Source organism: Arcicella aurantiaca, assembly GCF_003148625.1.
GTDB classification, from domain to species: Bacteria; Bacteroidota; Bacteroidia; order Cytophagales; family Spirosomataceae; genus Arcicella; species Arcicella aurantiaca.
Map to the genome: position 1 here is coordinate 1 of NZ_QGGO01000045.1, position 21235 is coordinate 21235.

At 35.0% G+C, this 21235-nt stretch carries 18 protein-coding genes and 1 pseudogene; 11 read left to right on the top strand and 8 right to left on the bottom strand.

Annotated elements, in window-relative coordinates:
• From LV89_RS24985 to LV89_RS23660, 4 genes and pseudogenes are all read right to left on the bottom strand, one after another.
• A pseudogene (locus LV89_RS24985) lies at positions 1-240 on the bottom strand (IS982 family transposase); the annotation flags it as partial.
• Between the two features lie 107 nt (positions 241-347).
• Positions 348-674 carry a DUF1801 domain-containing protein gene (locus LV89_RS23650; protein ID WP_109745438.1) on the bottom strand — a complete coding sequence of 109 codons (327 nt, stop codon included), beginning with the start codon at positions 672-674 and terminating at the stop codon, positions 348-350.
• A 140-nt stretch (positions 675-814) separates the two neighbouring features.
• Positions 815-1552, bottom strand: coding sequence for a trypsin-like serine protease (locus LV89_RS23655; RefSeq protein WP_109745440.1), 738 nt, complete (start codon positions 1550-1552; stop codon positions 815-817).
• Positions 1553-1662: 110 nt separating this feature from the next.
• Positions 1663-3873, bottom strand: a complete 2211-nt coding sequence (locus LV89_RS23660; RefSeq protein WP_109745442.1) for an Eco57I restriction-modification methylase domain-containing protein — start codon at positions 3871-3873, stop codon at positions 1663-1665.
• Positions 3874-4117: 244 nt separating this feature from the next.
• Between LV89_RS23660 and LV89_RS23665 the strand changes: the two genes are divergently transcribed.
• Positions 4118-5770: a UxaA family hydrolase gene (locus LV89_RS23665; RefSeq protein ID WP_109745444.1), complete on the top strand. Its 1653-nt coding sequence runs from the start codon at positions 4118-4120 to the stop codon at positions 5768-5770.
• Between the two features lie 89 nt (positions 5771-5859).
• Here LV89_RS23665 and LV89_RS23670 read toward each other — a convergent pair whose 3' ends face one another.
• Positions 5860-6294, bottom strand: a complete 435-nt coding sequence (locus LV89_RS23670) for an HNH endonuclease (protein ID WP_109745446.1) — start codon at positions 6292-6294, stop codon at positions 5860-5862.
• Positions 6287-6667 carry an STAS/SEC14 domain-containing protein gene (locus LV89_RS23675; RefSeq protein WP_146199255.1) on the bottom strand — a complete coding sequence of 127 codons (381 nt, stop codon included), beginning with the start codon at positions 6665-6667 and terminating at the stop codon, positions 6287-6289. The genes LV89_RS23670 and LV89_RS23675 overlap by 8 nt, the downstream gene beginning before the upstream one ends.
• A gap of 149 nt (positions 6668-6816) precedes the next feature.
• On the opposite strand from LV89_RS23675, the gene LV89_RS23680 reads away from it, so the two are divergent.
• From LV89_RS23680 to LV89_RS23700, 5 genes are all read left to right on the top strand, one after another.
• Complete coding sequence (locus LV89_RS23680; protein ID WP_109745449.1) at positions 6817-7683, top strand: CPBP family intramembrane glutamic endopeptidase; 867 nt, start codon at positions 6817-6819, stop codon at positions 7681-7683.
• A gap of 189 nt (positions 7684-7872) precedes the next feature.
• On the top strand, positions 7873-9273 hold the full coding sequence (uxaC, locus tag LV89_RS23685; RefSeq protein ID WP_109745451.1) for a glucuronate isomerase: 1401 nt from the start codon (positions 7873-7875) through the stop codon (positions 9271-9273).
• 64 nt (positions 9274-9337) lie between these two features.
• A complete protein-coding gene (locus tag LV89_RS23690; protein WP_109745452.1) occupies positions 9338-10636 on the top strand; it encodes an MFS transporter in 1299 nt (432 codons plus the stop codon).
• A gap of 124 nt (positions 10637-10760) precedes the next feature.
• Positions 10761-11192: a nuclear transport factor 2 family protein gene (locus LV89_RS23695; protein ID WP_109745454.1), complete on the top strand. Its 432-nt coding sequence runs from the start codon at positions 10761-10763 to the stop codon at positions 11190-11192.
• 231 nt (positions 11193-11423) lie between these two features.
• Complete coding sequence (locus LV89_RS23700; RefSeq protein WP_109745456.1) at positions 11424-13682, top strand: OmpA family protein; 2259 nt, start codon at positions 11424-11426, stop codon at positions 13680-13682.
• Positions 13683-13822: 140 nt separating this feature from the next.
• Here LV89_RS23700 and LV89_RS23705 read toward each other — a convergent pair whose 3' ends face one another.
• Together LV89_RS23705 and htpG are read right to left on the bottom strand one after the other, a co-directional pair.
• Entirely contained in the window at positions 13823-14224 is a 402-nt protein-coding gene (locus LV89_RS23705) for a hypothetical protein (RefSeq protein WP_109745458.1), read from the bottom strand.
• A gap of 175 nt (positions 14225-14399) precedes the next feature.
• Positions 14400-16217, bottom strand: a complete 1818-nt coding sequence (htpG, locus tag LV89_RS23710; RefSeq protein WP_109745460.1) for a molecular chaperone HtpG — start codon at positions 16215-16217, stop codon at positions 14400-14402.
• Between the two features lie 446 nt (positions 16218-16663).
• Here htpG and LV89_RS23715 point away from each other — a divergent pair, with 446 nt between their 5' ends.
• The 5 genes from LV89_RS23715 (at position 16664) to lgt (ending at position 21221) form a co-directional block, all read left to right on the top strand.
• Positions 16664-17431, top strand: a complete 768-nt coding sequence (locus LV89_RS23715; RefSeq protein ID WP_229201587.1) for a PASTA domain-containing protein — start codon at positions 16664-16666, stop codon at positions 17429-17431.
• A 138-nt stretch (positions 17432-17569) separates the two neighbouring features.
• Positions 17570-19468, top strand: coding sequence for a T9SS type A sorting domain-containing protein (locus LV89_RS23720; RefSeq protein ID WP_109745462.1), 1899 nt, complete (start codon positions 17570-17572; stop codon positions 19466-19468).
• 76 nt (positions 19469-19544) lie between these two features.
• The gene (locus LV89_RS23725; RefSeq protein ID WP_109745464.1) at positions 19545-19838 is read left to right on the top strand and encodes a rhodanese-like domain-containing protein; all 294 of its coding nucleotides are present in this window, start codon (positions 19545-19547) and stop codon (positions 19836-19838) included.
• Between the two features lie 167 nt (positions 19839-20005).
• Positions 20006-20284 carry a rhodanese-like domain-containing protein gene (locus LV89_RS23730; RefSeq protein WP_109745466.1) on the top strand — a complete coding sequence of 93 codons (279 nt, stop codon included), beginning with the start codon at positions 20006-20008 and terminating at the stop codon, positions 20282-20284.
• 118 nt (positions 20285-20402) lie between these two features.
• Complete coding sequence (gene lgt / locus LV89_RS23735; protein WP_109745468.1) at positions 20403-21221, top strand: prolipoprotein diacylglyceryl transferase; 819 nt, start codon at positions 20403-20405, stop codon at positions 21219-21221.
• The last annotated feature ends 14 nt before the right edge of the window (positions 21222-21235 follow it).

The following is a 21235-nucleotide window of genomic DNA, read 5'->3' on the forward strand; positions in this document are numbered from 1 at the left end:
AGCCTTAGGAAAATATGATTTTAAATATCCTTTGATAATAATTTGATAGTAATATTTAAAACATTTAACGCCCGAATGATGATAGTAAATACTGATCGCCATCATTTCACTGGTACTCATTTGGGAGACAGCTAAACTTTCTCCTGATTCAACCATGTGTTTTTCAAAACACTTACAAAAATCGTCGCAGTCAATGAAAATTTCTGTTAATTTTGTCGTTAGCAATGTTAGTCGGCTCATGATGTGTTCTTGTTTTTGTGCAATTACAAAAATACATTAGAGTCGGCAATATTGCTTTTTTTTGTTGTAAAAAATTGATTATCAGTTTGTTATATCAATAACTCACGTTAAATATAAGCTTTTATGGTGCTGGCGATTTCAACAATCTGCTGAACATTGGTAAATCGTATTTGACGAGCGGCCTGTACATTTTCCGTTTGTTGAATCAAAATTCCCTCCGCATCATTCAACAAAGCACCTTTTGTGAATAAAATAGCACAATACGCTTTAAACTCATGAATTAAAACCACATTACTTTTCTGAAAAGTATAGCAAGGAACACCCCATTTCAATTCTTCAGTGAGTTCACATTCAAGAATTATTGTTCTCAGCGTTCTTAATTCTTCCTGCCATTTTTCAGAATTTGCAAAATAAAAATCAACTTTTGGGTTCATGAGTGGGTATTGGTTATTGTAAATTTGTTTTTTTATGGAAACCTCCCCACTGGTTCAAGCGAGGACGCTTAAACCAGTGGGGACAAGGACGCTTAAACCAGTGGGGACGAGGATACTTAAACCAGTGGAGAAATGGAAAATCACTTACCTTTTGTGTTTTGTTCGATAACTGAAATTATCCCATTTAAAGTACAAGGCGAGAAATATTTTTCGTTTGATTCGGGGTCAATCGTTGCATTTGACACGACACCAACTACCAACCCTTTTTCATCAACCAATGGAGCTCCACTCAAACCACCAAATTTTTCGGGAACAATCACCTCTTTTAATAATATCCGATTTCCAATTGTTTTATGGTATTCAAATTCATAAACACGTTGTTTACCCTCTTCCATTGTGCGTGTCCACCCAACGACGTATAACTTTTCACCCATTGTTAGAGGTGATGTTCTTAATTGCAATGGCTTGATGTTCGCATGATTTTCTTTGATAGAAAAAACAAGCCAATCTTTCTCAAAAGTAGATTTATTTTCTAATAATTCAGCTTTATTTTCATTGAGTAATTTATCCGCCACAATCGTTTCACTTGTATGATTAAGTGGATAGAACGACCAATTACTTACTTCATTCTCGAATGAAACTGCATTCATTTTATTCGTTTTTATGATTTTTAGCAGATGTTTGGCAGTGATGGCAAAAGTGTCATTTTTGTACATTAACAAAAAGGCACAACTAAACTTAGGCTGATTAAATTTAGTGTTCTGAAACTCAATTTTATTCACAAGACTAATAGGCTCAAAAGTCTTCTGAGAAACACCAACTTGACCAAAAGAACAATGAATAGTAAATGCGAATAGAAATAAGACAATAGCTTTCATATTATATTTTTTAGAGGAAAAATGGATATTGTGTTTACCCCAACTGGTTCAAGCGTCCTCCCAACTGGTTCAAGCGTCCTCGCTTGAACCAGTTGGGCAGGGGGTGACATTTACTTTGTTTTATAGTTTTCCATTAGGTTAATTAAACACTCTTTCATCTGCTTGTGAAAAGTTGTTGCTTTTTCTGTATCCATTAAATTAGGATGTGCAGATTGATTCCTGTAATCTCTTATTATTGTTTTTATTTCGTCAAGATATTCAATATTTAATAATTCCTTCTCAAAATGGTCTAAAACAAATTCTCTTAAATCTTGTAATAGTGGACTTTTTTCTACTGTTTTACCTGTTAAATATCGTAAATTCACTTCCATTGAACCTAACTCAAAAAACCATTCATTATTAGTTTTAGTAAGACATTTTTGTATATGTTTCGATAGTTTAAATGTATTTTCATCATTTAATTTACCTGATTCCTTTTTTCCTAAATCCCAATAAAATTTTTCGTAAAATACAATATTTCTATCTATTATAGATTGAACATAGGCTCTAAATATTTTGCTTAACAATTCATTTTCTAATGCTCTACAATATTGAAGTATAAAAGGCGAATAGTCAGGATTATCAAGTTTTGAAATGTGGTCGAAAATATATTCAGCTTCGGGCAAATATTTTTTACTTTTTGTCTCTAATAAGTCATAATAGTCAAACCAATTTTTAATTTCTTTGATATAAGTGTCAATTTGTTTCTGTTCAAAATGTAGGTTAGAAATCTGTTCTTCTAATTTCATGTTTAATCGTAAAATTTTTTCTTCTATTTCACGTGGTAAACTTTGTATTTCCTTGAAATCATCAGATAATTTTAGGATTACAGTTTTTATATCATCAATTTTATTCTCAATGTTTATCAACTTCGTTGTATGTTCTTCTTGTTTCTTTAAAACTAAATCAATTTTATCGATAAGACTTTGATTTTGTTCAAAAAACGAAATCATTTCTATTTTAACATATTGATTAGCAAGCAATTCCAATTCACTTTTAAACGATATATTTTTTTCAATTGGGTTCTTTTCAAGTTCCCTAATCGAAGCGGACTCTAAACTTTTTATTGGCAAAATTGGAATTTGAATATTTGTTAAGTCTTGTAAAGATATAGTTGGAAGTACAGTTCCTTTTTCGTGTCGTTTTATTTGTTGATTAAAAAGATTTAAACCGCTGACTGTGTTAAGATATATTGCAACATATTCGGCATTTTTACCACGCAATATAAATATATCTCTACTTGCTATAAATTTACCATTATCGGAAGAATGAATATAAACTGCAACTTTATCTCTGTTATAACGAGGAAATAGAATGTCGCCAATTTGCAAGATTGCCTTTTCTTCTCTTGCAGTTAAATTATCTTTTTTAAAATAATTATCATTTGGTGTTTCTTCAAGAAATCCATTGATAATGTTTCTTGAAGAAATTATTTTAAAGTTTCCACTTGCCTGTTTCTCTTCTTTATTAAAGTGTATTCCAAAGCAAACTTCTACTAAATCACCAATTTTTTTTGTCTTACTTTCTCTTAGTCTTTCTTGATATTTTTGACTAAGTGGATTATGAAAATTAAAATCCCATCTTTCAGTCAATTCTTCCTTAGGAATTGAAAAAATTGGCTTTGCTGTTCTTATTTCAAAATTTGAATTGGCAGAATAGAAATCTGTTTTTAAAAGGTTTGATTTTTTGATTATTAAAATAAAAAGTTCAGTACCGACGTTTCTCATTGCTCCTTGTGAAAGTTGAATAATCTTGCTTAATCCAAATTGAGTTGTAATTAAGTTCCTTATGTCAGCGTAGATTGGTGCTGTTAAGAAATTACTTGATAAAATGAAAACGGCTACGCCATTTTCATTTAACAAATCAAGTGCTTTTTCAATATACAATATTTCACTTGACGTACTTCCTCCGTTAGATTCGAGTCTTTGACCAAGTGGCGGAAATGTTATGACAAAATCAAACTTGTCTGATAAAGAATAGTTTAAAGGGTCTGCATTTATAAATGTAAGTTCAGGGTTAAGATATTTCGAAAGTTCAATATTGTTTGCGTTTATGTCAATACTTACAATATTTTCAATGTCTTTAAGTTTTGACGAAATTTCTCCATAGTTCGAATTAAGCACAATAGCATTTTGGGGGATTATCAATTTTGCGAAGTCTGCAATTATGTTTGAAATAATATCAGGCACATAGAATAAACCTTGTTTCTTACTTCCATTTGTCAATAATTCAAAGTCTGTTAAACTTTTTATATTATTTGATTTCAATTCTTCTATTGTCATTGTAACGTATGTTTTATTAAGTTGCCTATTACTCCTATTAATCTACAAAAGTTTTGTCCTACTTTTTGTATTATTAAAATCTTAGGAGATTCCCTAATAACAAACATAACCCATTTCCCACCAAACCCCAAAACCCATTTATCAAACGGTAAATTACTTCATTCCTAAGCATTTCTTGCCTAATTTTGAGTATAGCAATTCACAATTTGCCTTTTGAAATTAAGAAAGCATAAATGATAAGAAAGTGAAAAATAAAGTATTAAAAATCCACGCCAACGACAACGTTATTGTTGCTCTAACCGATTTAAAAAAAGATGAAATCGTAGAATTAGACGGTCAATCTTATACCCTTACGGAAGATATTGCGGCTAAACACAAATTCGCTATGTACGATTTTGAGGTTGGCTCTGAAATAAAAATGTACGACGTATTGGTCGGCAAGGCTAATCAGCCCATTGCTAAGGGCGGAAGTATCAATATTTTCAATGTAAAACACGCTGTCAATTCTTTTGAATTACGTGAAAATCAAGCGGAATGGCAAGCTCCCAATTTGTCAGGTTTTGAAGGGCGTACTTTCAACGGCTTTCATCGTCCCGACGGTTCGGTTGGAACGGCAAATTATTGGTTAGTGATTCCTTTAGTTTTCTGTGAAAATCGTAACATCGAAGTGCTTCGTGAGGCACTTGTGGACGATTTGGGTTACGCTCGTAAGCATACGTACCAAAATCAAACTAACGATTTGATTGCTTTGTACAAAGCAGGAAAAACGATTGAAGATATTTTATCGGCAGATTTACAAAGTCAAGAAACGGAAACGCAAAAACAAAAACTTTTCCCGAATGTTGATGGCGTAAAATTCCTACTTCACGACGGTGGTTGCGGTGGTACTCGTCAAGATTCTACGGCACTTTGCGGAATGTTGGCAGGTTATATTACACATCCAAATTGTGCGGGTGCAACGGTTTTGAGTTTAGGTTGTCAAAATGCACAAGTAGGCGAATTGAAGGCTGAAATTGCTAAAAGAGACACTAATTTCCAGAAACCGCTTTATATTTTAGAGCAACAAAATATTGGTACAGAGTCTGAAATGATGGCTCAGGCATTGAAACAAACTTTTGCAGGTTTGATGCAAGCTAATCAAAATACTCGTCAACCTGCCCCATTGAGCAAATTAACAATTGGCTTAGAATGTGGTGGTTCAGACGGTTTCTCTGGTATTTCTGCCAACCCTGCTATTGGTTATACTTCCGATTTATTGATAGGTTTAGGCGGAACGGTTATCCTTGCCGAATTCCCAGAATTATGCGGTGTTGAACAAGAATTAACCGACCGCTGTGTTAGTCGTGACGATGCCGCTTTGTTCAGTCATTTAGTAAAAACGTATAACGACCGTGCCAAAGCAGTAGGTTCTGGCTTTGACATGAATCCTTCGCCCGGAAATATCAAAGACGGATTAATTACTGATGCGATTAAGTCGGCAGGAGCAGCTAAAAAAGGAGGAACTTCGCCTGTAACTTCGGTTTTGGATTATCCAGAAAAAGTGACCAAATCAGGACTTTGCCTTTTATGTACTCCCGGAAATGACGTAGAATCAACAACGGCAGAAGTGGCTTCTGGAGCAAATTTAGTATTGTTCACAACGGGTTTAGGTACACCAACGGGAAACCCAATTGCCCCAGTGGTGAAAATTGCGACAAACTCTAAATTGTTCAATAAAATGTCTGATATTATTGACATCAATACAGGAACAATCATTGAAGGCGAAGAAAGCATTGAGCAAGCAGGAGAGCGTATTTTGGAATATGCGATTAAAGTTGCCAGCGGTGAAATTGAAGTTTGTGCCGTAAGAAACGGACAAGACGACTTTATTCCTTGGAAAAGAGGGGTAAGTTTATAGTATTGTAACCTGATGCTGGGCGGCACTCCGCTTCCGCATCGGAATAAAATAACATCCGATGTGGAAGCGGAGTGCCGCCCAACATCGGGTTACAAATCAAAATCTGGCGGGTGTTCACCAATAGCAATTAATGCCCGCCTAAGATTTTTTAATGGTCTTCTATTCAATTTAATAGCTTCAATTGTTACTCGCCCAATCGCCGTTTTCCCAATCATAACCGTTAATGATTTATCCCAAATAAAATGTTCATTCCAAATCATTGTACGTGGATTATACAAAGGGTAAAATGCTTGAGATAGTGTATCTAAAAATTCAGTTTTGTCGGATTTATAAATATTACACCCAATACAAGCATAAGCTAAATTGCTGAGTTCGTCTAAGCCATTTTTTGAACGTGGAATAATATGTTCAATAGAAAATGGTTCAGTAGAAAAGTCGGCTGGACATTGGCAATATTCACAATATCCACGAGAACGATTAATGATTAGACGTTTGTTTTTTGTAGAAATATAAGATTTAGCCATTTGTAGGATTTGAAATTCCAAGCTGATTCATAAGGTCACGCACAGAAATATTACGCAAACGGGCAAGTAAACTTAAATATTTCAACCGATTCACATTTAGCTTTTCTGTTTTTTCAAGCAATACTGTTAATTCTACTAATTCACTCTCCGCAATATTTTCTTCTATGCGTTTTTGATTTAGTTCTCTAAATCTTTCAACTTGTTTCAACGATAAACTCCTATTGATTTTTTCAAGCAATTCTGCTTCTTCTTTCTGCTTAGAGGAAGTATCACGACGTACTCTTAATGAAATCACATTATCAATAAAAGCATCTAAAGAACGATTATCCAAACGTTCTACTTCATGAAAAAGGGTGCTAACTGTTGAATTCATATTGTTGTATTTTAAACAAAAATAACCGATTTCAAGAATACTTACAAAAACTAAAGAATAAGTTTTTTTCTTTTTAAATTGTAACCCGATGTTTCTACATCGGTAATTATACTTTTTTCTCCGATGCGGAAACATCGGGTTACAAAACTATGAAAAACGCATTTATTGATATTGCTCGCACGGGCAAAAACAATGGCTGGCTCTATGGAGCTGGCTTTTTGATTGTAATGATAGGAGGTATTCTCTTCTCTTATCCTACCGTTTTGGTAACTGACCACCGAACCCAACAACCAACTGTCCCCTCCTATTTGTATATGGCAATTGCTATTTTGCAATTTATCGGAATGATTATTGGTTTGTGGGTTGCCATGAAATTCCTGCACGAACGTCCTTTTAAAACCTTAATCACGCCTTTTGAAACGATTAATTGGAAACGTATAGCTCAGTCGGCTGGACTTTGGTTTGCCATTACGGCGGTTGTAGAGTTACTATTTTATGGATTATTTCCAGAAATGTACCGTTTTACCCTAAAAATAGAAGAATTTTTACCTGCATTAATCGTTGGACTTTTATTGATTCCTGTTCAAAGTACGGCGGAGGAATTGCTTTGTAGAGGTTATCTTTTGCAAGGAATTGGCTCACGCAATATTTGGGCAGGCATTATTATTACTGCCGTTCTTTTCGGTTTGGCTCATGGGTATAATCCTGAGATTCAGAAAATTGGCTTTGCTATCGCCATGATTTATTTTATTGGCGTCGGACTTTTCTTTGCTCTGCTTGCCGTTTTTGATAAAAAATTAGAGCTTCCCATAGGAATTCACGCAGCCAATAATGTTTATTCTTTTCTCATCGTTTCGTATCCCGACAGTGTTTTGCCTTCGCCTTCTATTTTCATGATTAGCGAACTCAACTTCCCCATGATGATTACGGGTTGGCTTATTACTACAATTATTTATGTTTTCTTGGCTAATAAAATATTCAATCTTCGTCCTGTCATTCAAGATTCTGATATTTGAAGCAGAAGTTTAGAGTAAAAAAATAGTTCTTCTCCCTTTATAAACACAGAAGCGTTTTTGAACACTTATCTGTACAAATATTGACTGATAGAATAGCCTGCTAAAAAGAACAAAATGTAAAACAGAAATCAGGTTTACATTTTGCCAACTCAATTTCGCAAATCGCTTTTCGCTTACAAATAAATAATCATGAAACAATTTTTAAACGAAGACTTCCTCTTACAAACTTCCACTGCCAGCAGACTTTACCATGAGTTTGCCAAAGATATGCCCATTATTGACTATCATAATCATTTACCTCCTGACCAGATAGCTAATAACAAGAATTTTGAAAATTTAACGCAAATTTGGCTTTACGGCGACCACTACAAATGGCGTGCGATGCGTTCAAATGGTGTGAACGAAAGTTATTGTACAGGAAATAAAACTGATTACGAAAAATTTGAGAAATGGGCAGAAACCGTACCTTATACGTTACGTAATCCATTATATCACTGGACGCATTTAGAATTACAACGTTATTTTGACGAATACGAAACTTTAAGTCCGAAGAATGCTAAACGGATTTTTGATGAATGTTCAGCAAAACTTCAAACACCAGAGTTTGCGGTAAGAGGTTTATTATCAAAAATGAAAGTAGAAGTGGCTTGTACTACCGACGACCCTTCGGATTCGTTGGAACATCACCAAGCAATTATTCAAGATGGAACAGTTTCAACGAAAGTTTTGCCAACTTTCCGTCCTGATAAATATATCTTGATTGATAATCCAAACTTTGCGGATTATGTTCAAAAATTAGGTACAGTTGCCAATATTGAGATTAACTCTTACGCTGAGTTATTGAAGGCTCTTCGTTCACGTGCAGATTTCTTTGCTTCATTGGGCGGACGTTTGGCTGACCACGGTTTGGAGCAAATTTATGCAGCAGATTTCACAGAAGAATCAGCCAATGCCATTCTTCAAAAAGTGTTGGCAAAACAAAGTATTTCGGCAGACGAAGCCTTAGTTTATAAATCGGCGGTTCTTCATGCTTTGGGAGTAATGTACCACGACTTAGGCTGGACGCAACAATTCCACTTAGGAGCTTTGCGTAACAACAATAGCCGTGCGTTGCGTACTTTAGGACCAGACACAGGTTGGGATTCTATTGGAGACTGGTCTCAGGCACAAGGTTTATCTAAATTTTTAGGTCGTTTAGATGAAAATGACCAATTAGCAAAAACCATCATTTACAACCTAAATCCAAGAGATAACGATTTGATGGCAACCATGATTGGAAACTTCAACGACGGTTCGATGGCTGGTAAAATTCAGTTTGGTTCTGGTTGGTGGTTTTTAGACCAAAAAGACGGTATGGAACGCCAAATGAATTCACTTTCAAATATGGGACTTTTAAGTCGTTTTATCGGAATGCTTACAGATTCTCGTAGTTTCTTGTCATTCCCAAGACACGAATATTTCCGTAGAATTCTTTGTAATCTTTTAGGTAACGAAGTTGAAAACGGAGAATTACCAAACGATATTGAATGGATTGGACAGATGGTTCAAAATATCTGTTACAACAACGCAAAAGAATATTTCAAATTTTAAAAAGGCTTGAGTTGTGAAAACCATCATTTCATAACTCAAATCTTATACTCCATAACTCAAACTCATGCAAACCACAATTGGTAAATATCGCTGGACGATTTGTAGTCTGGTCTTTTTTGCAACAACCGTTAACTATCTCGACAGAAATGTCATTAGTTACTTAAAACCATATCTTGCAGAAGCTTTTCATTGGACACCTGAGCAAGAGGTAAACGATTATGCAAATATCGAAATCGCTTTCAAATTAGCTTATGCCTTCGGGATGTTTTTTGCAGGAGGATTTGTTGATAAATTAGGTACAAAAATCGGTTATGCCATTGCTACTGGTCTCTGGAGTATTGCTGCCATTGCTCATGCTTTTGCAACAGGTACAGGCGGTTTTGTTATCGCACGTATTTTCTTAGGAGTTACAGAAGCAGGTAACTTTCCTGCTGCCATCAAAGCCGTTGCAGAATGGTTTCCTCAAAAAGAAAGAGCTTTAGCAACAGGAGTTTTCAACTCAGGAACAAACATTGGTGCTATCATTGTACCACTTACTGTGCCATATATCGCTGAAACTTGGGGTTGGCAATGGGCATTTATTCTTACAGGAGCTATTGGATTTTTATGGCTTGCATTATGGTTTATTTTTTATGAAATTCCTCAAAAGCAAAAAAGATTATCTGCTGAAGAATTGGAATATATCAACTCTGACAGAGTAGAAGAAGTTGCTACTGAAAAAGTATCTTGGCTTAAATTACTTTCATTCCGTCAGACATGGGCATTTGCTTTAGGTAAATTCTTAACTGACCCTGTTTGGTGGTTTTATCTATTCTGGTTACCTGATTTCTTGATGAAACAATACAATTTATCAAAAACAGAAATCATTTGGCCTTCGGCGATGGTTTACATGATTGGTAGTATTGGTAGTATTGCAGGAGGTTGGTTACCAATGAACCTCATCAACAAACAATGGCCTGCTTTCAAAGCTCGTAAAACCAGTATGTTGATTTACGCTTTCCTTGTATTACCTGTATTATTTGCTCAGTATTTTGGCTCAATTAATATGTGGTTGGCAGTATTAGTGATTGGTATTGCGGCTTCGGCTCACCAAGCTTGGAGTGCTAATATTTTCACAACTGTTTCAGATATGTTCCCTAAAAAAGCAACAGCATCTGTTACAGGAATCGGCGGAATGTTTGGAGGTTTGGGAGGTATTCTTTTGACATGGTTAGTTCAAAAAAATATGTTTGTGTATTATACAAAAATCGGGCAAATTCAAACGGGATATTTTATCATGTTTTGTATTTGCGGAGCGGCATATTTAACTGCATGGTCGATTATGCACTTCTTAGTTCCAAAAATGAAACAAGTTGATATTTAAGAGATTACCACATTAAAAATATCATTTTAAGGCTTCTCAATAAATTGGCAATCTACAATTTATTAAACCTTAAAATGATATTTTATTTTTCCAATTACTTAAATCTCATTAAAAATAAATAGTAATGAAAAGCATCCTCCAATTTCTAATCATATTTTGTTTAAGCATCACTTTTGTACAGGCACAAACTGCTGACGAAAAGAAAGTAGCTGAAGCAGTAGATTTTCTAAAAAAAGCCATGATTGATGGCGATAAATCTTCTTTAGAAAAAATTGCTCATGAAGATTTAAGCTATGGACATTCGAGTGGGACTATGGAAACAAAAGCTATGTTTGTTGAAGCAATTAGTTCTGGAAAATCAGACTTCAAAACCATTGATTTAACAGAACAGACCATCAAAATTCATGGAAAAACGGCTATTGTACGCCATAAATTATTTGCAGAAACCAATAATAGTGGCGTAGCAGGAACAGCTAAATTAGGCGTTCTTTTGGTATTTCAAAAAACAAAAGGACAATGGCTATTATTGGCACGTCAAGCATTTAAACTACCATAATTTAAGTAATTTATACGCTCATAGTAAAACCCTTAACGTTGGATTAGTTCAATGTTAAGGGTTTTGTATTTTTAGACATTCTCCCCCTTTGGTATCTCAATTTATTCCCTAATAGTTAGTTTCTAATACCTTATACCTCATATCTCTTACTTATTTGGCACGTTATTTGTTTTTGAATTGGCAACCTTACAGAGTAGAAATCAAACTATTCCGCCTAAGCAACCCCATGTTATGAATAAAATTTTTCACATAGCTTCTGTTGTGGTATTACTTTTTCTGCTTGCCTGCGAAAACACACACGCACAAGCGAAGCTGAAAGCCGCAAATCGTCAATTCGAACAACTAAGTTATATCGAAGCGATACGCCTTTATGAAGACTTCCTTCGTGATGCAAAAGACCCTGTGACTCGTCAAGAAGGGTTGAAGAAATTAGCCTATTCTTATCGTAAAATGCAAGATTCTCGTAACGCTGAACGTGCTTATGCAGACCTTTTGCGTGATTATCCAGATGTAGAATCGGAGAATTATCTTTACTATGCTCAAGCATTGGCTTCGAACCAGAAATATAAAGAATCTCAAAAATATTATTCTATTTACGGAGAAAAACAAACTGCTGACCTTCGTGCAAAACGTTATACTATTGCTTTGATGGATATGGGACGTTTTTATCGTGACTCTTCGTCTTACAAAGTTCAGTATCTTCCTATCAACTCTCGTCAGGCAGACTTTAGCCCGATGTTTTACAAAGGAGGGTTGGTATTTTGTTCGGCAAGAGATGAAACAGGAACAATCAAAAGAGTTTTTGCTTGGAATCAGACGCCATTTTTAGATTTATATTTCGTTCCAGATACTTCTCAATTAAGCATTCACAACGGATTACAATCGGCTCAGGCACTTGGGGGAATGTCAGCAAGTAATGCAGATGCTCCTGCTCCAGAAGCAAAATTGACAAAAATTGAAGAATTTAGTCGTGTCTTAAATACCAAATATCATGAAGGTCCAATGACTTTCTTCAAAGGAGAACAAAAAGTAGTTTTTACAAGAAATAATTACAATAAAGGACGTGCAAGAGAGTCGAAAGATGGAACAAACCGCTTGAAACTCTATACCGCAGATTTAGTAAAAGAATCATGGAGTAACGTAAAAGAAGTTCCGTTCAATTCTGACGAATATTCATGCGGACACCCAGCTTTATCACCAGACAATACTAAAATGTATTTTGTTTCGGATATGCCAGGAGGTTATGGCGGAACGGATTTATACATTGTAGAATATAACGATGGAACTTGGGGAACTCCTGTAAACTTAGGAAAAGAAGTAAATACCGAAGGAAACGAAATGTTCCCGTTTGTCGATGAAAGTGGAAACTTATATTTCTCGTCAGACGGACACGAAGGCTTAGGCGGACTTGATATATTCTTTGCTGAAATGAAAGATGGCATTGCTTACAAAGGTGTATCAAACTTAGGAGCTCCATTAAATTCAGAAAAAGATGATTTTGGTTTAATTACCGACGCAGGACGTAATACAGGTTTCTTTTCATCAAACCGTAAAAGAGGAATTCACGACGATAATATTTACAGTTTCAAAAGAGAATGTCGTCCTTTAAATTTGATTGTGTATGATGCCGCCACTAAAACGCCACTCGAAAATGTGGACATCAGAAGTGTAATCAACGGAGAAAATCAAGATTTAAAAGTTACAGGTTTAGACGGTTCAACTTCAATCTGTTTACAGTCAGAATCTGAATATGAATTCAAGGCTATCAAAGAAGGCTATCAGATGAATTCAATTACGTATTCAACAAAAAGTAATACAGGGCAACAAACCACTTTGGAGATGTATTTAGAGAAATCAAATTCATCTGTATTGAAAGGAGTTGTAAAATCAGAGTTGAACCAAAAACCAATTTCGGGTGTACAAGTAACACTTGAAAACCAGAAAGATAAAACAACGCAAACCGTTGTAACGGGTCAAGATGGTGGCTATGAATTTGAAGTAAAACCTGGTGCAGACCACAAATTGACTGCACAGAAAGATAAATACGCTACCAATAATGAAACGATTGGAAAAGTAAGTAAAAATCCAACGCAATACCAGAATGTTCAAGGAATGTATGGCGAAGGAGATATTTTCAAATTGAATAATATTTACTACGATTTAGATAAATTTTTCATTCGTCCAGATGCCGCTCGTGAGTTAGAAAGAACGGTTTTGCCACTTTTGAAAAAATATCCTGATATGAAAATCGAAATTCGTTCGCATACAGATGCACGTTCAGGAGACAGTTACAATATGCAATTATCAGAAAATCGTGCAAGAGCCGTAGTGAATTATTTAACACAAAGAGGTATTGACCCATCTCGCTTAGTATCAAATGGATACGGAGAAAGCGAACCAACAAATGAATGTGTAGATGGCGTACAATGTAACGAAAGTCAGCATCAAGAAAACCGCAGAACAGAGTTCAGAATTTTAGCGGTGAAGTAAGATATGAGTTAAAAGAGAGAAGTGAGAAAATAACAAGCTCATTTCTTAAAAAATATTTTCATTTTAGTTTTTTAGGTTAGGTGAATAGTTTTGCAAAAAAACTCCGTATTGCGGAGTTTTTTTGTTTTATACCTAATTGATTATTTATCTTTCTTCCAAACATAAGCATTCCCTTGTTCATCGGTAAAAGCCGCTCCTCTCGCTTTACAATCATCTGAAACAACCTTTAGAATCAGAGTATCTTTAATGATTTCAAAAGATAATTTAGCCACTTCGTTTTCGGTACATGGGCTTGAACCTGCTATTTTTTTCATCGTTAAGATATTTCCTTCAATGGTATAGCTCAATTCTTCAATCGGTGAATCGTTTTCCATTGCTTTGAACATTACTTTTCCTTCCTCAAAAGCAATAATTGCTCCCGTTGGGTCGGGGATATTGACAGTGCCTTTCCATTGCGTATTTTTAAACGGATTTGTGGTAGTTTGAGCAAATGATGTGCTTCCCAAAAGCACTAATGAAATAATAAACAAAAGCTTTTTCATGGTTGTGTTGTTGGTTTTAAAATGTAGATGTAAAAATATTTATCACACGATTGTTTAAAAGGAAACCATAAAAAATGTACACACTAACTTAGTAAATGGTGAAATTTGAACAAAAAAATAGAGACAAAGCAATTGCTTCATCTCTATTTTTCACTGCCGATTTTAGAAAATCGGATTACAAATTCACAGCAGTACGTTGAATGAATGCTGTTAAATCTGCTCCTGTAAGCATATTTTGTGCTAAAAGAGCTAAATCATAAATTTGTTTTGCTAATTTTTTCTGCTCTTCTGCATCGGCAGTATGTAAAATTTTACTGATTGACGAATGGTTGGCATTTACCGAAACGATATAGTTATTTGGCATCGCTCCGAACATTCCCATTCCTCCGCCACCCATGCGAGACATATCACTCATACGACGCATAAATTCGTTTTGGGTAATCAAAGCAGGCATTTCGTCAGCAGGCATTGCTTCCAAATTCACCACTTTGGTTGTATCGTTAATAACTTCTTCAAATACTTTTTTCACCGTTTCTTTTTCAGAATCTGACAAAATTGTATCAACCGCAATTCCTTTATCAATCAATTTTTCGATAGTATCGGCATCAACACGTTTTAGATTGGTTTTTACCAATTTGCTTTCCAACATATTGATAAAGTGATTATCCAAAACAGTATCCAATTTCAAAACATCATAACCACGTTTTTTAGCAGATTGAATAAAACCGTCTTGTCCTTTTACATCACTTGCATAAAGATAAGTAACGTTTCCATCTTTATCCGTTTGATTTTCTTGTACAAATTCTGCATATTCGTTTAATGTAAAGAACTTGTTATCAACATTTTGGAACAAACAATAATCTTTTGCACGCTCATAGAATTTATCGTCTGAAATCATGCCGTATTTTACGAAAAGACCAATATTGTCAAACTTCTCTTCAAATCCAACACGGTCAGCTTTGAATAATTCGCCTAATTTATCCGCAACTTTTTTAGTAATGTACGAGTTGATTTTTTTCACATTTCCATCAGCCTGTAAGAAGCTACGAGACACGTTCAATGGAATATCTGGCGAGTCAATTACCCCATGTAATAACATCAAGAACTCAGGCACAACGTCTTTTACTTCGTCAGTAATGAAAACTTGGCGACTGTATAATTGAATTTTCTCACGAGAAAGTTGCAATTCGTTTTTCACTTTCGGGAAATACAAAATACCCGTTAAGTTGAAAGGATAATCAACATTTAAGTGAATCCAGAACAATGGTTTTTCTGAATATGGATACAATTCTTCGTAGAATTTCAAGTAATCTTCGTCCGTTAAATCTGAAGGAGATTTTGCCCAAATTGGCGTTGGATTGTTGATAACTTTCTCTTGAAATTCAATTTCAATTGGCAAGAATTTACAGTATTTATCCAATACTTGCTTAATTCTGAATTCTTCCAAAAATTCTACTGAATCTTCCGCAACGTGTAAAACGATGTCCGTTCCACGTCCTTCACGAGTAGCTTCTGTGATTTCAAATTCTGTTGAACCATCGCAAGTCCATTTTACAGGTTGTGTATTTTCTTGGTACGATTGCGAGATAATATCAACTCTTTCTGCCACCATAAAAGCTGAATAAAAACCTAAACCGAAATGTCCGATTATCGCTTTTTCATCGCCTTTATCTTTATATTTTTCAACGAATTCAGTAGCACCTGAAAACGCAATTTGATTAATATATTTCTTGATTTCGTCGGCGGTCATACCCAAACCAGCGTCAGAAATTGTAATCGTTTTCGCTTCTTTATCAAACGCAACTTTTACTTTCAATTCGCCCAACTCACCCGCATATTCACCAATGGCAGCTAATCTTTTAATTTTTTGTGAAGCATCAACGGCGTTTGAAACTAATTCACGAAGGAAAATTTCGTGGTCGGAATAAAGGAATTTTTTAATGATTGGAAAAATGTTCTCGGTATGAATCGAGATATTACCTTTCTCTTGCATAGTCATTTTGTCACTTTTTAGATGAATAATAATCAAAATTTGATGTTGGACATGATTGCAAAAAGAATTCCAAAAGAATTTGTTAGGACAAATTGGCAGTAGAGACGTTGCCTGCAACGTCTTATTAGATATGTAAGTAAAAAAAATAAATTAATTGATAATATTAAATATTGTCATCATGACGTAGGGGCGTATAGCATACGCCCACATCTCGACCTTTGGGGCGTATGCTATACGCCCCTACACAATATCATTTTATTTATTCCAAATACTTATAGACGTTACCCAAAACCTTTTTGTTAGGTAAAAATATTTCACCAAATCAGTTCAAGACGTTGCAGGCAACGTCTCTACGAATGATAATGATATTTAATTTTTCAGATTGACCTCCGAATTTGCTAAATTGCGTAGAATTCCAGATTCGACTTATTCATAACAAGAACATAATGAAGATTTCAACTAATTCTAAAAAAGACGTTTATACCCACGCAGCCATCATCATCTTGCTATTATTAGTGCTGTTTTTTGGCTTTTTCTTCCTGTATTTACCTTGGAGTACCAATCACGGTGAAGCGATTACCGTTCCCAATTTGAAAGGCTTGTCAATGGAAGAAGCTGAAGACCTTTTGGACGACCGTAATTTGGAATATGAAGTAACTGATAGCACATTTACGGCTGGGCTGAAGCCTTTAACGGTATTATCTCAATATCCTTTGGAAAATTCGAAGGTAAAACAAGGACGTAAAATTTATTTGACAATTAATACCGAAACTGCACCCATGATTAAATTGCCAAAATTGACCGAAATGTCAGTCAGAAGTGCAGAGCAACAGTTATTAGTTTCGGGTTTATTGAAGCCAGATTTGGAATATCAAGACGATATTCGTGAAAATGAAGTATTAGAAGTGAAGTATGAAGGCAAGAAAATGGAGGCTGGTACGTTAATTGCAAAAGGTTCAAAAGTTACTTTGGTGATTGGTAACGGAACGGGCGATGTTGAGCTTGATGTTCCATGTGTAGAAGGTAAAAATTTCGACGAAGCACAAATCATCATCAAAGGTTCTGGCTTACAAATTGGAACGATTATTTATGACCCAACTTCAACCGAACCCGCAGGAACTGTTTTTAGACAAAATCCAGCGTGTGGAGATGGCAATAAAATACATTCGGGCGAAATGGTTGACCTTTGGGTAGCTGGCGAACAACCAAATTAATATCATTGCGTTAATGTTCTGAAATTCAAATAGTTTGACTATAAAAATTAAAGGACGGCTTCGCTCTGAGTGAAGTCGTCCTTTTTCCTTTTAAATCTTTGAAGAATTTTATCAAGAAATGATAACAAATTAAAAACCATGACACGGTATAAACAGCACTACTTCCTTACACTTCTACTCCTTCTTGCTTTTTGTCAGGTTTCTTTGGCTCAATTTCAAGTTGTTCCGCTAAAAAATACCGAAAAATCAAAACCTTCGTCAGCAAAAGTAATGGCATTGAAATTACCTTTTTTTGATGATTTTTCCACTTCTACCAATACCCAAGATTTGGGTCAATGGCAAAAAGGGGGCGGAGTTTATATCAGTAACACCTTTACGACCAATCATCCAACCATTAATGTTGCCACTTTTGACGGTTTGCAAGCAAACGGAACACCTTATGACTTTGCTAATTCATTGGCTGAAGGAGCAACAGATTCTTTGACGTCTTTGCCCATTGACTTACAATACAGTGTTGCAGATTCTGTGCATTTTACTTTTTTTTACAGAACACAAGGTTTAGGTGACAAACCCGAATTGAGAGATTCTTTACGCTTACAATTTTTAACAAATGGCGATAAATGGCAAACCGTTTGGGTTGGTGTAACCGATACCAGCAAAACGGCTAATGACTTATTCAAAAGAGTGATTATTCCAATTCGGGCAAATCTGTTTTTACACGATAAATTTCAGTTTAGTTTTCAGTCATTTGGTAGAAAATCTGGTCAATTTGACGTTTGGCACGTTGATTATATCTATATCGACAGAATTAAAAATCAACGAGCAGCGGGCGAAATCATTAAAAATACAAGTATCCGAAACCCCATAACTAAAGAAGTAACTTCCATTATTACGCAAGATTTAGCAACGCAAAATCAATTAACTTCTTTTCTAAAACGCTATAATTCAATGCCTTTAAGGCAATTATTGGCTAATCCTCAAAAAGAATTAGCAGATAGTATCAAATGGAATGTTAATAACCTTTCAAGTATTTTACGTTTCTTCCCATATTCTTATCAGGTTACTAATCTTTTAAATAACCAAAACATTGAATCAAATTCATTACCAAGCCAAGGAATTGGAAGTTTGTCAACACTTACTTTAATACAAAAAAACAATTTAAACTTAGCGTCATTAAATGCGACTAAATTGAAACTTAAAGTTTCTTTTAAAATCACCTCTTCTGACGTCTCTCCTTTTGCAGTAAATGACACCATTAGCAGAGTTATTGATTTAGATAATTATTATGCTTATGATGACGGAACAGCCGAAAAAGCAGCGTATCTCGGAAAAGGTTTTGGGCGAGCTGCCGTACAATTTATCGTTAATAAACCAGACGCTGTAAAGGCAATTAGGATAAATGTTCAGCCAACTGTTACCAATTTAGCAGGGAAAAGATTAACCTTACAAATATTAGCTAACGAAAAAGGCAAACCTGGAAAAGCACTAAAAACCATTTCAGATTCAACAACTATCATAAAATATCCCAACACACCAAACGCTTTTATCGAATATAAATTTGACTCTGTGGCGGTTGTGGATACTTTTTATGTTGGTTATGTTCAACTTGCAGATGACGAACCACTAACGATTGGTTTAGATGAAAACGCTCCACAATTTGTAAATCGTCATTTCTATAATATTAATAATGAATGGGTTAATGTATCGACGAAACAATCTACAAGTTTATTTACTCCAATAAAAGGCAGTTTAATGATTCGTCCTGTGATGGTAGGAAAAGAGATTTTTGTATTGGCTAATGAAGAAGAAGTTGAAGAGAAAAGTTTAGTAATTTCACCAAATCCGTCAAAAGATATTTTTAGATGGAACGATTCGAGCCTGAAAAACGTAGAACTGTTGGATATGACAGGTCGGACTATTTTGCAAACCAGAACTGATAACCAAGAAGTTAATTTGCCAAACCTAAACACTGGCACTTATCTTTTGCGACTTTCAAATGATAAGAATACATTTGTAAGAAAAATTATAAAAGAATAGTATAATTTTACTGATAGATAAATTATTTTAAAAGATAACCGCTCGCTGATAGCCGATAGCTGACAGCCATAACAAAATGGATATTACCGTACAAGAACTCAAAGAAAGACTTGATAAAGGTGAAACCTTTAATTTCCTCGATGTACGTGAGGATTACGAATACGAAGAAGAAAATCTCGGAGCAAAATTGATTCCTTTAGGCGAACTTCCAGACCGTATTGAGGAACTCGAAGCTTGGAAAGACCAAGAAGTAATTGTTCATTGTCGTTCAGGTGCAAGGTCTGGTAGAGCAAAAGCATTTATGGAAGGTCAAGGTTTTACAAACGTTCGTAATGTTTTAGGTGGAATTATGGCTTACGGTCAACTTTAATTGTACCTTTCCAAACTAAAAAGGTTGTGTAATAAGTCCTCATTCTTAGGCACTTACACAACCTTTTTGGTTAATAACACAATTAAGTTTTGTGAACTTCAACCAGTGAAAATTATTGACAATGAGCAAGTTAATTAAATTTGCTTTGCATTTAGTATATCAATAAAATGTCAGCAGAAGAATTCAAAGAGCGTCTTTCAGAACTAACAATTCTCGATATTAGAACTCCTTATGAAATTGAAGATTGGGATTTGGGTGGTATCCAAATTCCTTTAGATGAACTTCTTTTAAATTTGGAATTGATAGAAAAATTAAAAAATCAGGAGATTGTCATTATTTGCCATACAGGTTTGCAAAGTGAAATTGCTCGTAAAATTCTTCAAAAAAGAGGTTTTACCAACCTCAAAAATTTAGAAGGAGGTTTAGAAGCATTTTTAACTTTGTAACACAGACTTTAGTCTGTAACGAAAATTCAGACTAAAGTCTGTGTTACTATCAATGGCTGAATATTTCCTAAAAAACCGTATTTTTACAAAAATCATTTCATAAATCCCTAATTCCCCAATGTTAGCATATATTGATTGGCACACTTCCCCTGTAATTTTTGAGATATTTGGTTTTCCATTACGTTGGTACGGCTTGATGTTCGCAGGAGCATTTTTAGTTGGTTATCAAGTTCTTAGTTATATGTTCAAAAAAGAAGGTCGCCCGATTGAACAAGCCGATGAACTTTTGCTATACGCTATGGTGGCAACGGTAATTGGTGCCAGAATGGGGCATTATTTCTTTTATGAATATCCTCTTTTACTCAGCAATCCTGTAAAATTCTTTATTGACATGGTTGTTCCACCCTATTCTGGTTTGGCGTCTCATGGTGCTGCCATTGGTTTATTTACAGCGTTTTATATCTTCTCGAAGAAAAGAAATATTCCTTATCTCTATGTAACAGACCGTATCGTTCCAACGGTAGCTTTGGGAGGGGCATTTATCCGTTTTGGTAATTTAATGAATTCTGAAATTGTCGGAAAACCTACCGATGTGCCTTGGGCATTCAGGTTTTTTAATGACCTCGAACACCCCGTTTTATTACCACGTCACCCTGCACAATTGTACGAGTCGCTTTCGTGTATTTTATTGTTTTTATTATTAATGTGGATATGGTCTTTGAAGAAAGAAAATACTCGTCAGGGTTTAATGACAGGCGTATTCTTAATTATTCTTTTTACGCTTAGATTTTTATACGAATTTGTAAAAGAGAATCAAGTGAATTTTGAGAACGGAATGCAATTTAATATGGGACAAATCCTAAGTATTCCTGCACTCTTATTTGGAGCAGGCATTTTAGTATATGCTTTCCGTAAAAAAACTACACAAAATAGCTGATTATTAGGCATTTC

Excerpts from the sequence above, each read along its gene's own strand:
- LV89_RS23650 (WP_109745438.1), bottom strand. The coding sequence starts at position 674 with ATGAACCCAAAAGTTGATTTTTATTTTGCAAATTCTGAAAAATGGCAG.
- LV89_RS23655 (WP_109745440.1), bottom strand. The coding sequence starts at position 1,552 with ATGAAAGCTATTGTCTTATTTCTATTCGCATTTACTATTCATTGTTCT.
- LV89_RS23660 (WP_109745442.1), bottom strand. The coding sequence starts at position 3,873 with ATGACAATAGAAGAATTGAAATCAAATAATATAAAAAGTTTAACAGAC.
- LV89_RS23670 (WP_109745446.1), bottom strand. The coding sequence starts at position 6,294 with ATGGCTAAATCTTATATTTCTACAAAAAACAAACGTCTAATCATTAAT.
- LV89_RS23675 (WP_146199255.1), bottom strand. The coding sequence starts at position 6,667 with ATGAATTCAACAGTTAGCACCCTTTTTCATGAAGTAGAACGTTTGGAT.
- LV89_RS23680 (WP_109745449.1), top strand. The coding sequence starts at position 6,817 with ATGAAAAACGCATTTATTGATATTGCTCGCACGGGCAAAAACAATGGC.
- uxaC (WP_109745451.1), top strand. The coding sequence starts at position 7,873 with ATGAAACAATTTTTAAACGAAGACTTCCTCTTACAAACTTCCACTGCC.
- LV89_RS23690 (WP_109745452.1), top strand. The coding sequence starts at position 9,338 with ATGCAAACCACAATTGGTAAATATCGCTGGACGATTTGTAGTCTGGTC.
- LV89_RS23695 (WP_109745454.1), top strand. The coding sequence starts at position 10,761 with ATGAAAAGCATCCTCCAATTTCTAATCATATTTTGTTTAAGCATCACT.
- LV89_RS23700 (WP_109745456.1), top strand. The coding sequence starts at position 11,424 with ATGAATAAAATTTTTCACATAGCTTCTGTTGTGGTATTACTTTTTCTG.
- LV89_RS23705 (WP_109745458.1), bottom strand. The coding sequence starts at position 14,224 with ATGAAAAAGCTTTTGTTTATTATTTCATTAGTGCTTTTGGGAAGCACA.
- htpG (WP_109745460.1), bottom strand. The coding sequence starts at position 16,217 with ATGCAAGAGAAAGGTAATATCTCGATTCATACCGAGAACATTTTTCCA.
- LV89_RS23715 (WP_229201587.1), top strand. The coding sequence starts at position 16,664 with ATGAAGATTTCAACTAATTCTAAAAAAGACGTTTATACCCACGCAGCC.
- LV89_RS23720 (WP_109745462.1), top strand. The coding sequence starts at position 17,570 with ATGACACGGTATAAACAGCACTACTTCCTTACACTTCTACTCCTTCTT.
- LV89_RS23725 (WP_109745464.1), top strand. The coding sequence starts at position 19,545 with ATGGATATTACCGTACAAGAACTCAAAGAAAGACTTGATAAAGGTGAA.
- LV89_RS23730 (WP_109745466.1), top strand. The coding sequence starts at position 20,006 with ATGTCAGCAGAAGAATTCAAAGAGCGTCTTTCAGAACTAACAATTCTC.
- lgt (WP_109745468.1), top strand. The coding sequence starts at position 20,403 with ATGTTAGCATATATTGATTGGCACACTTCCCCTGTAATTTTTGAGATA.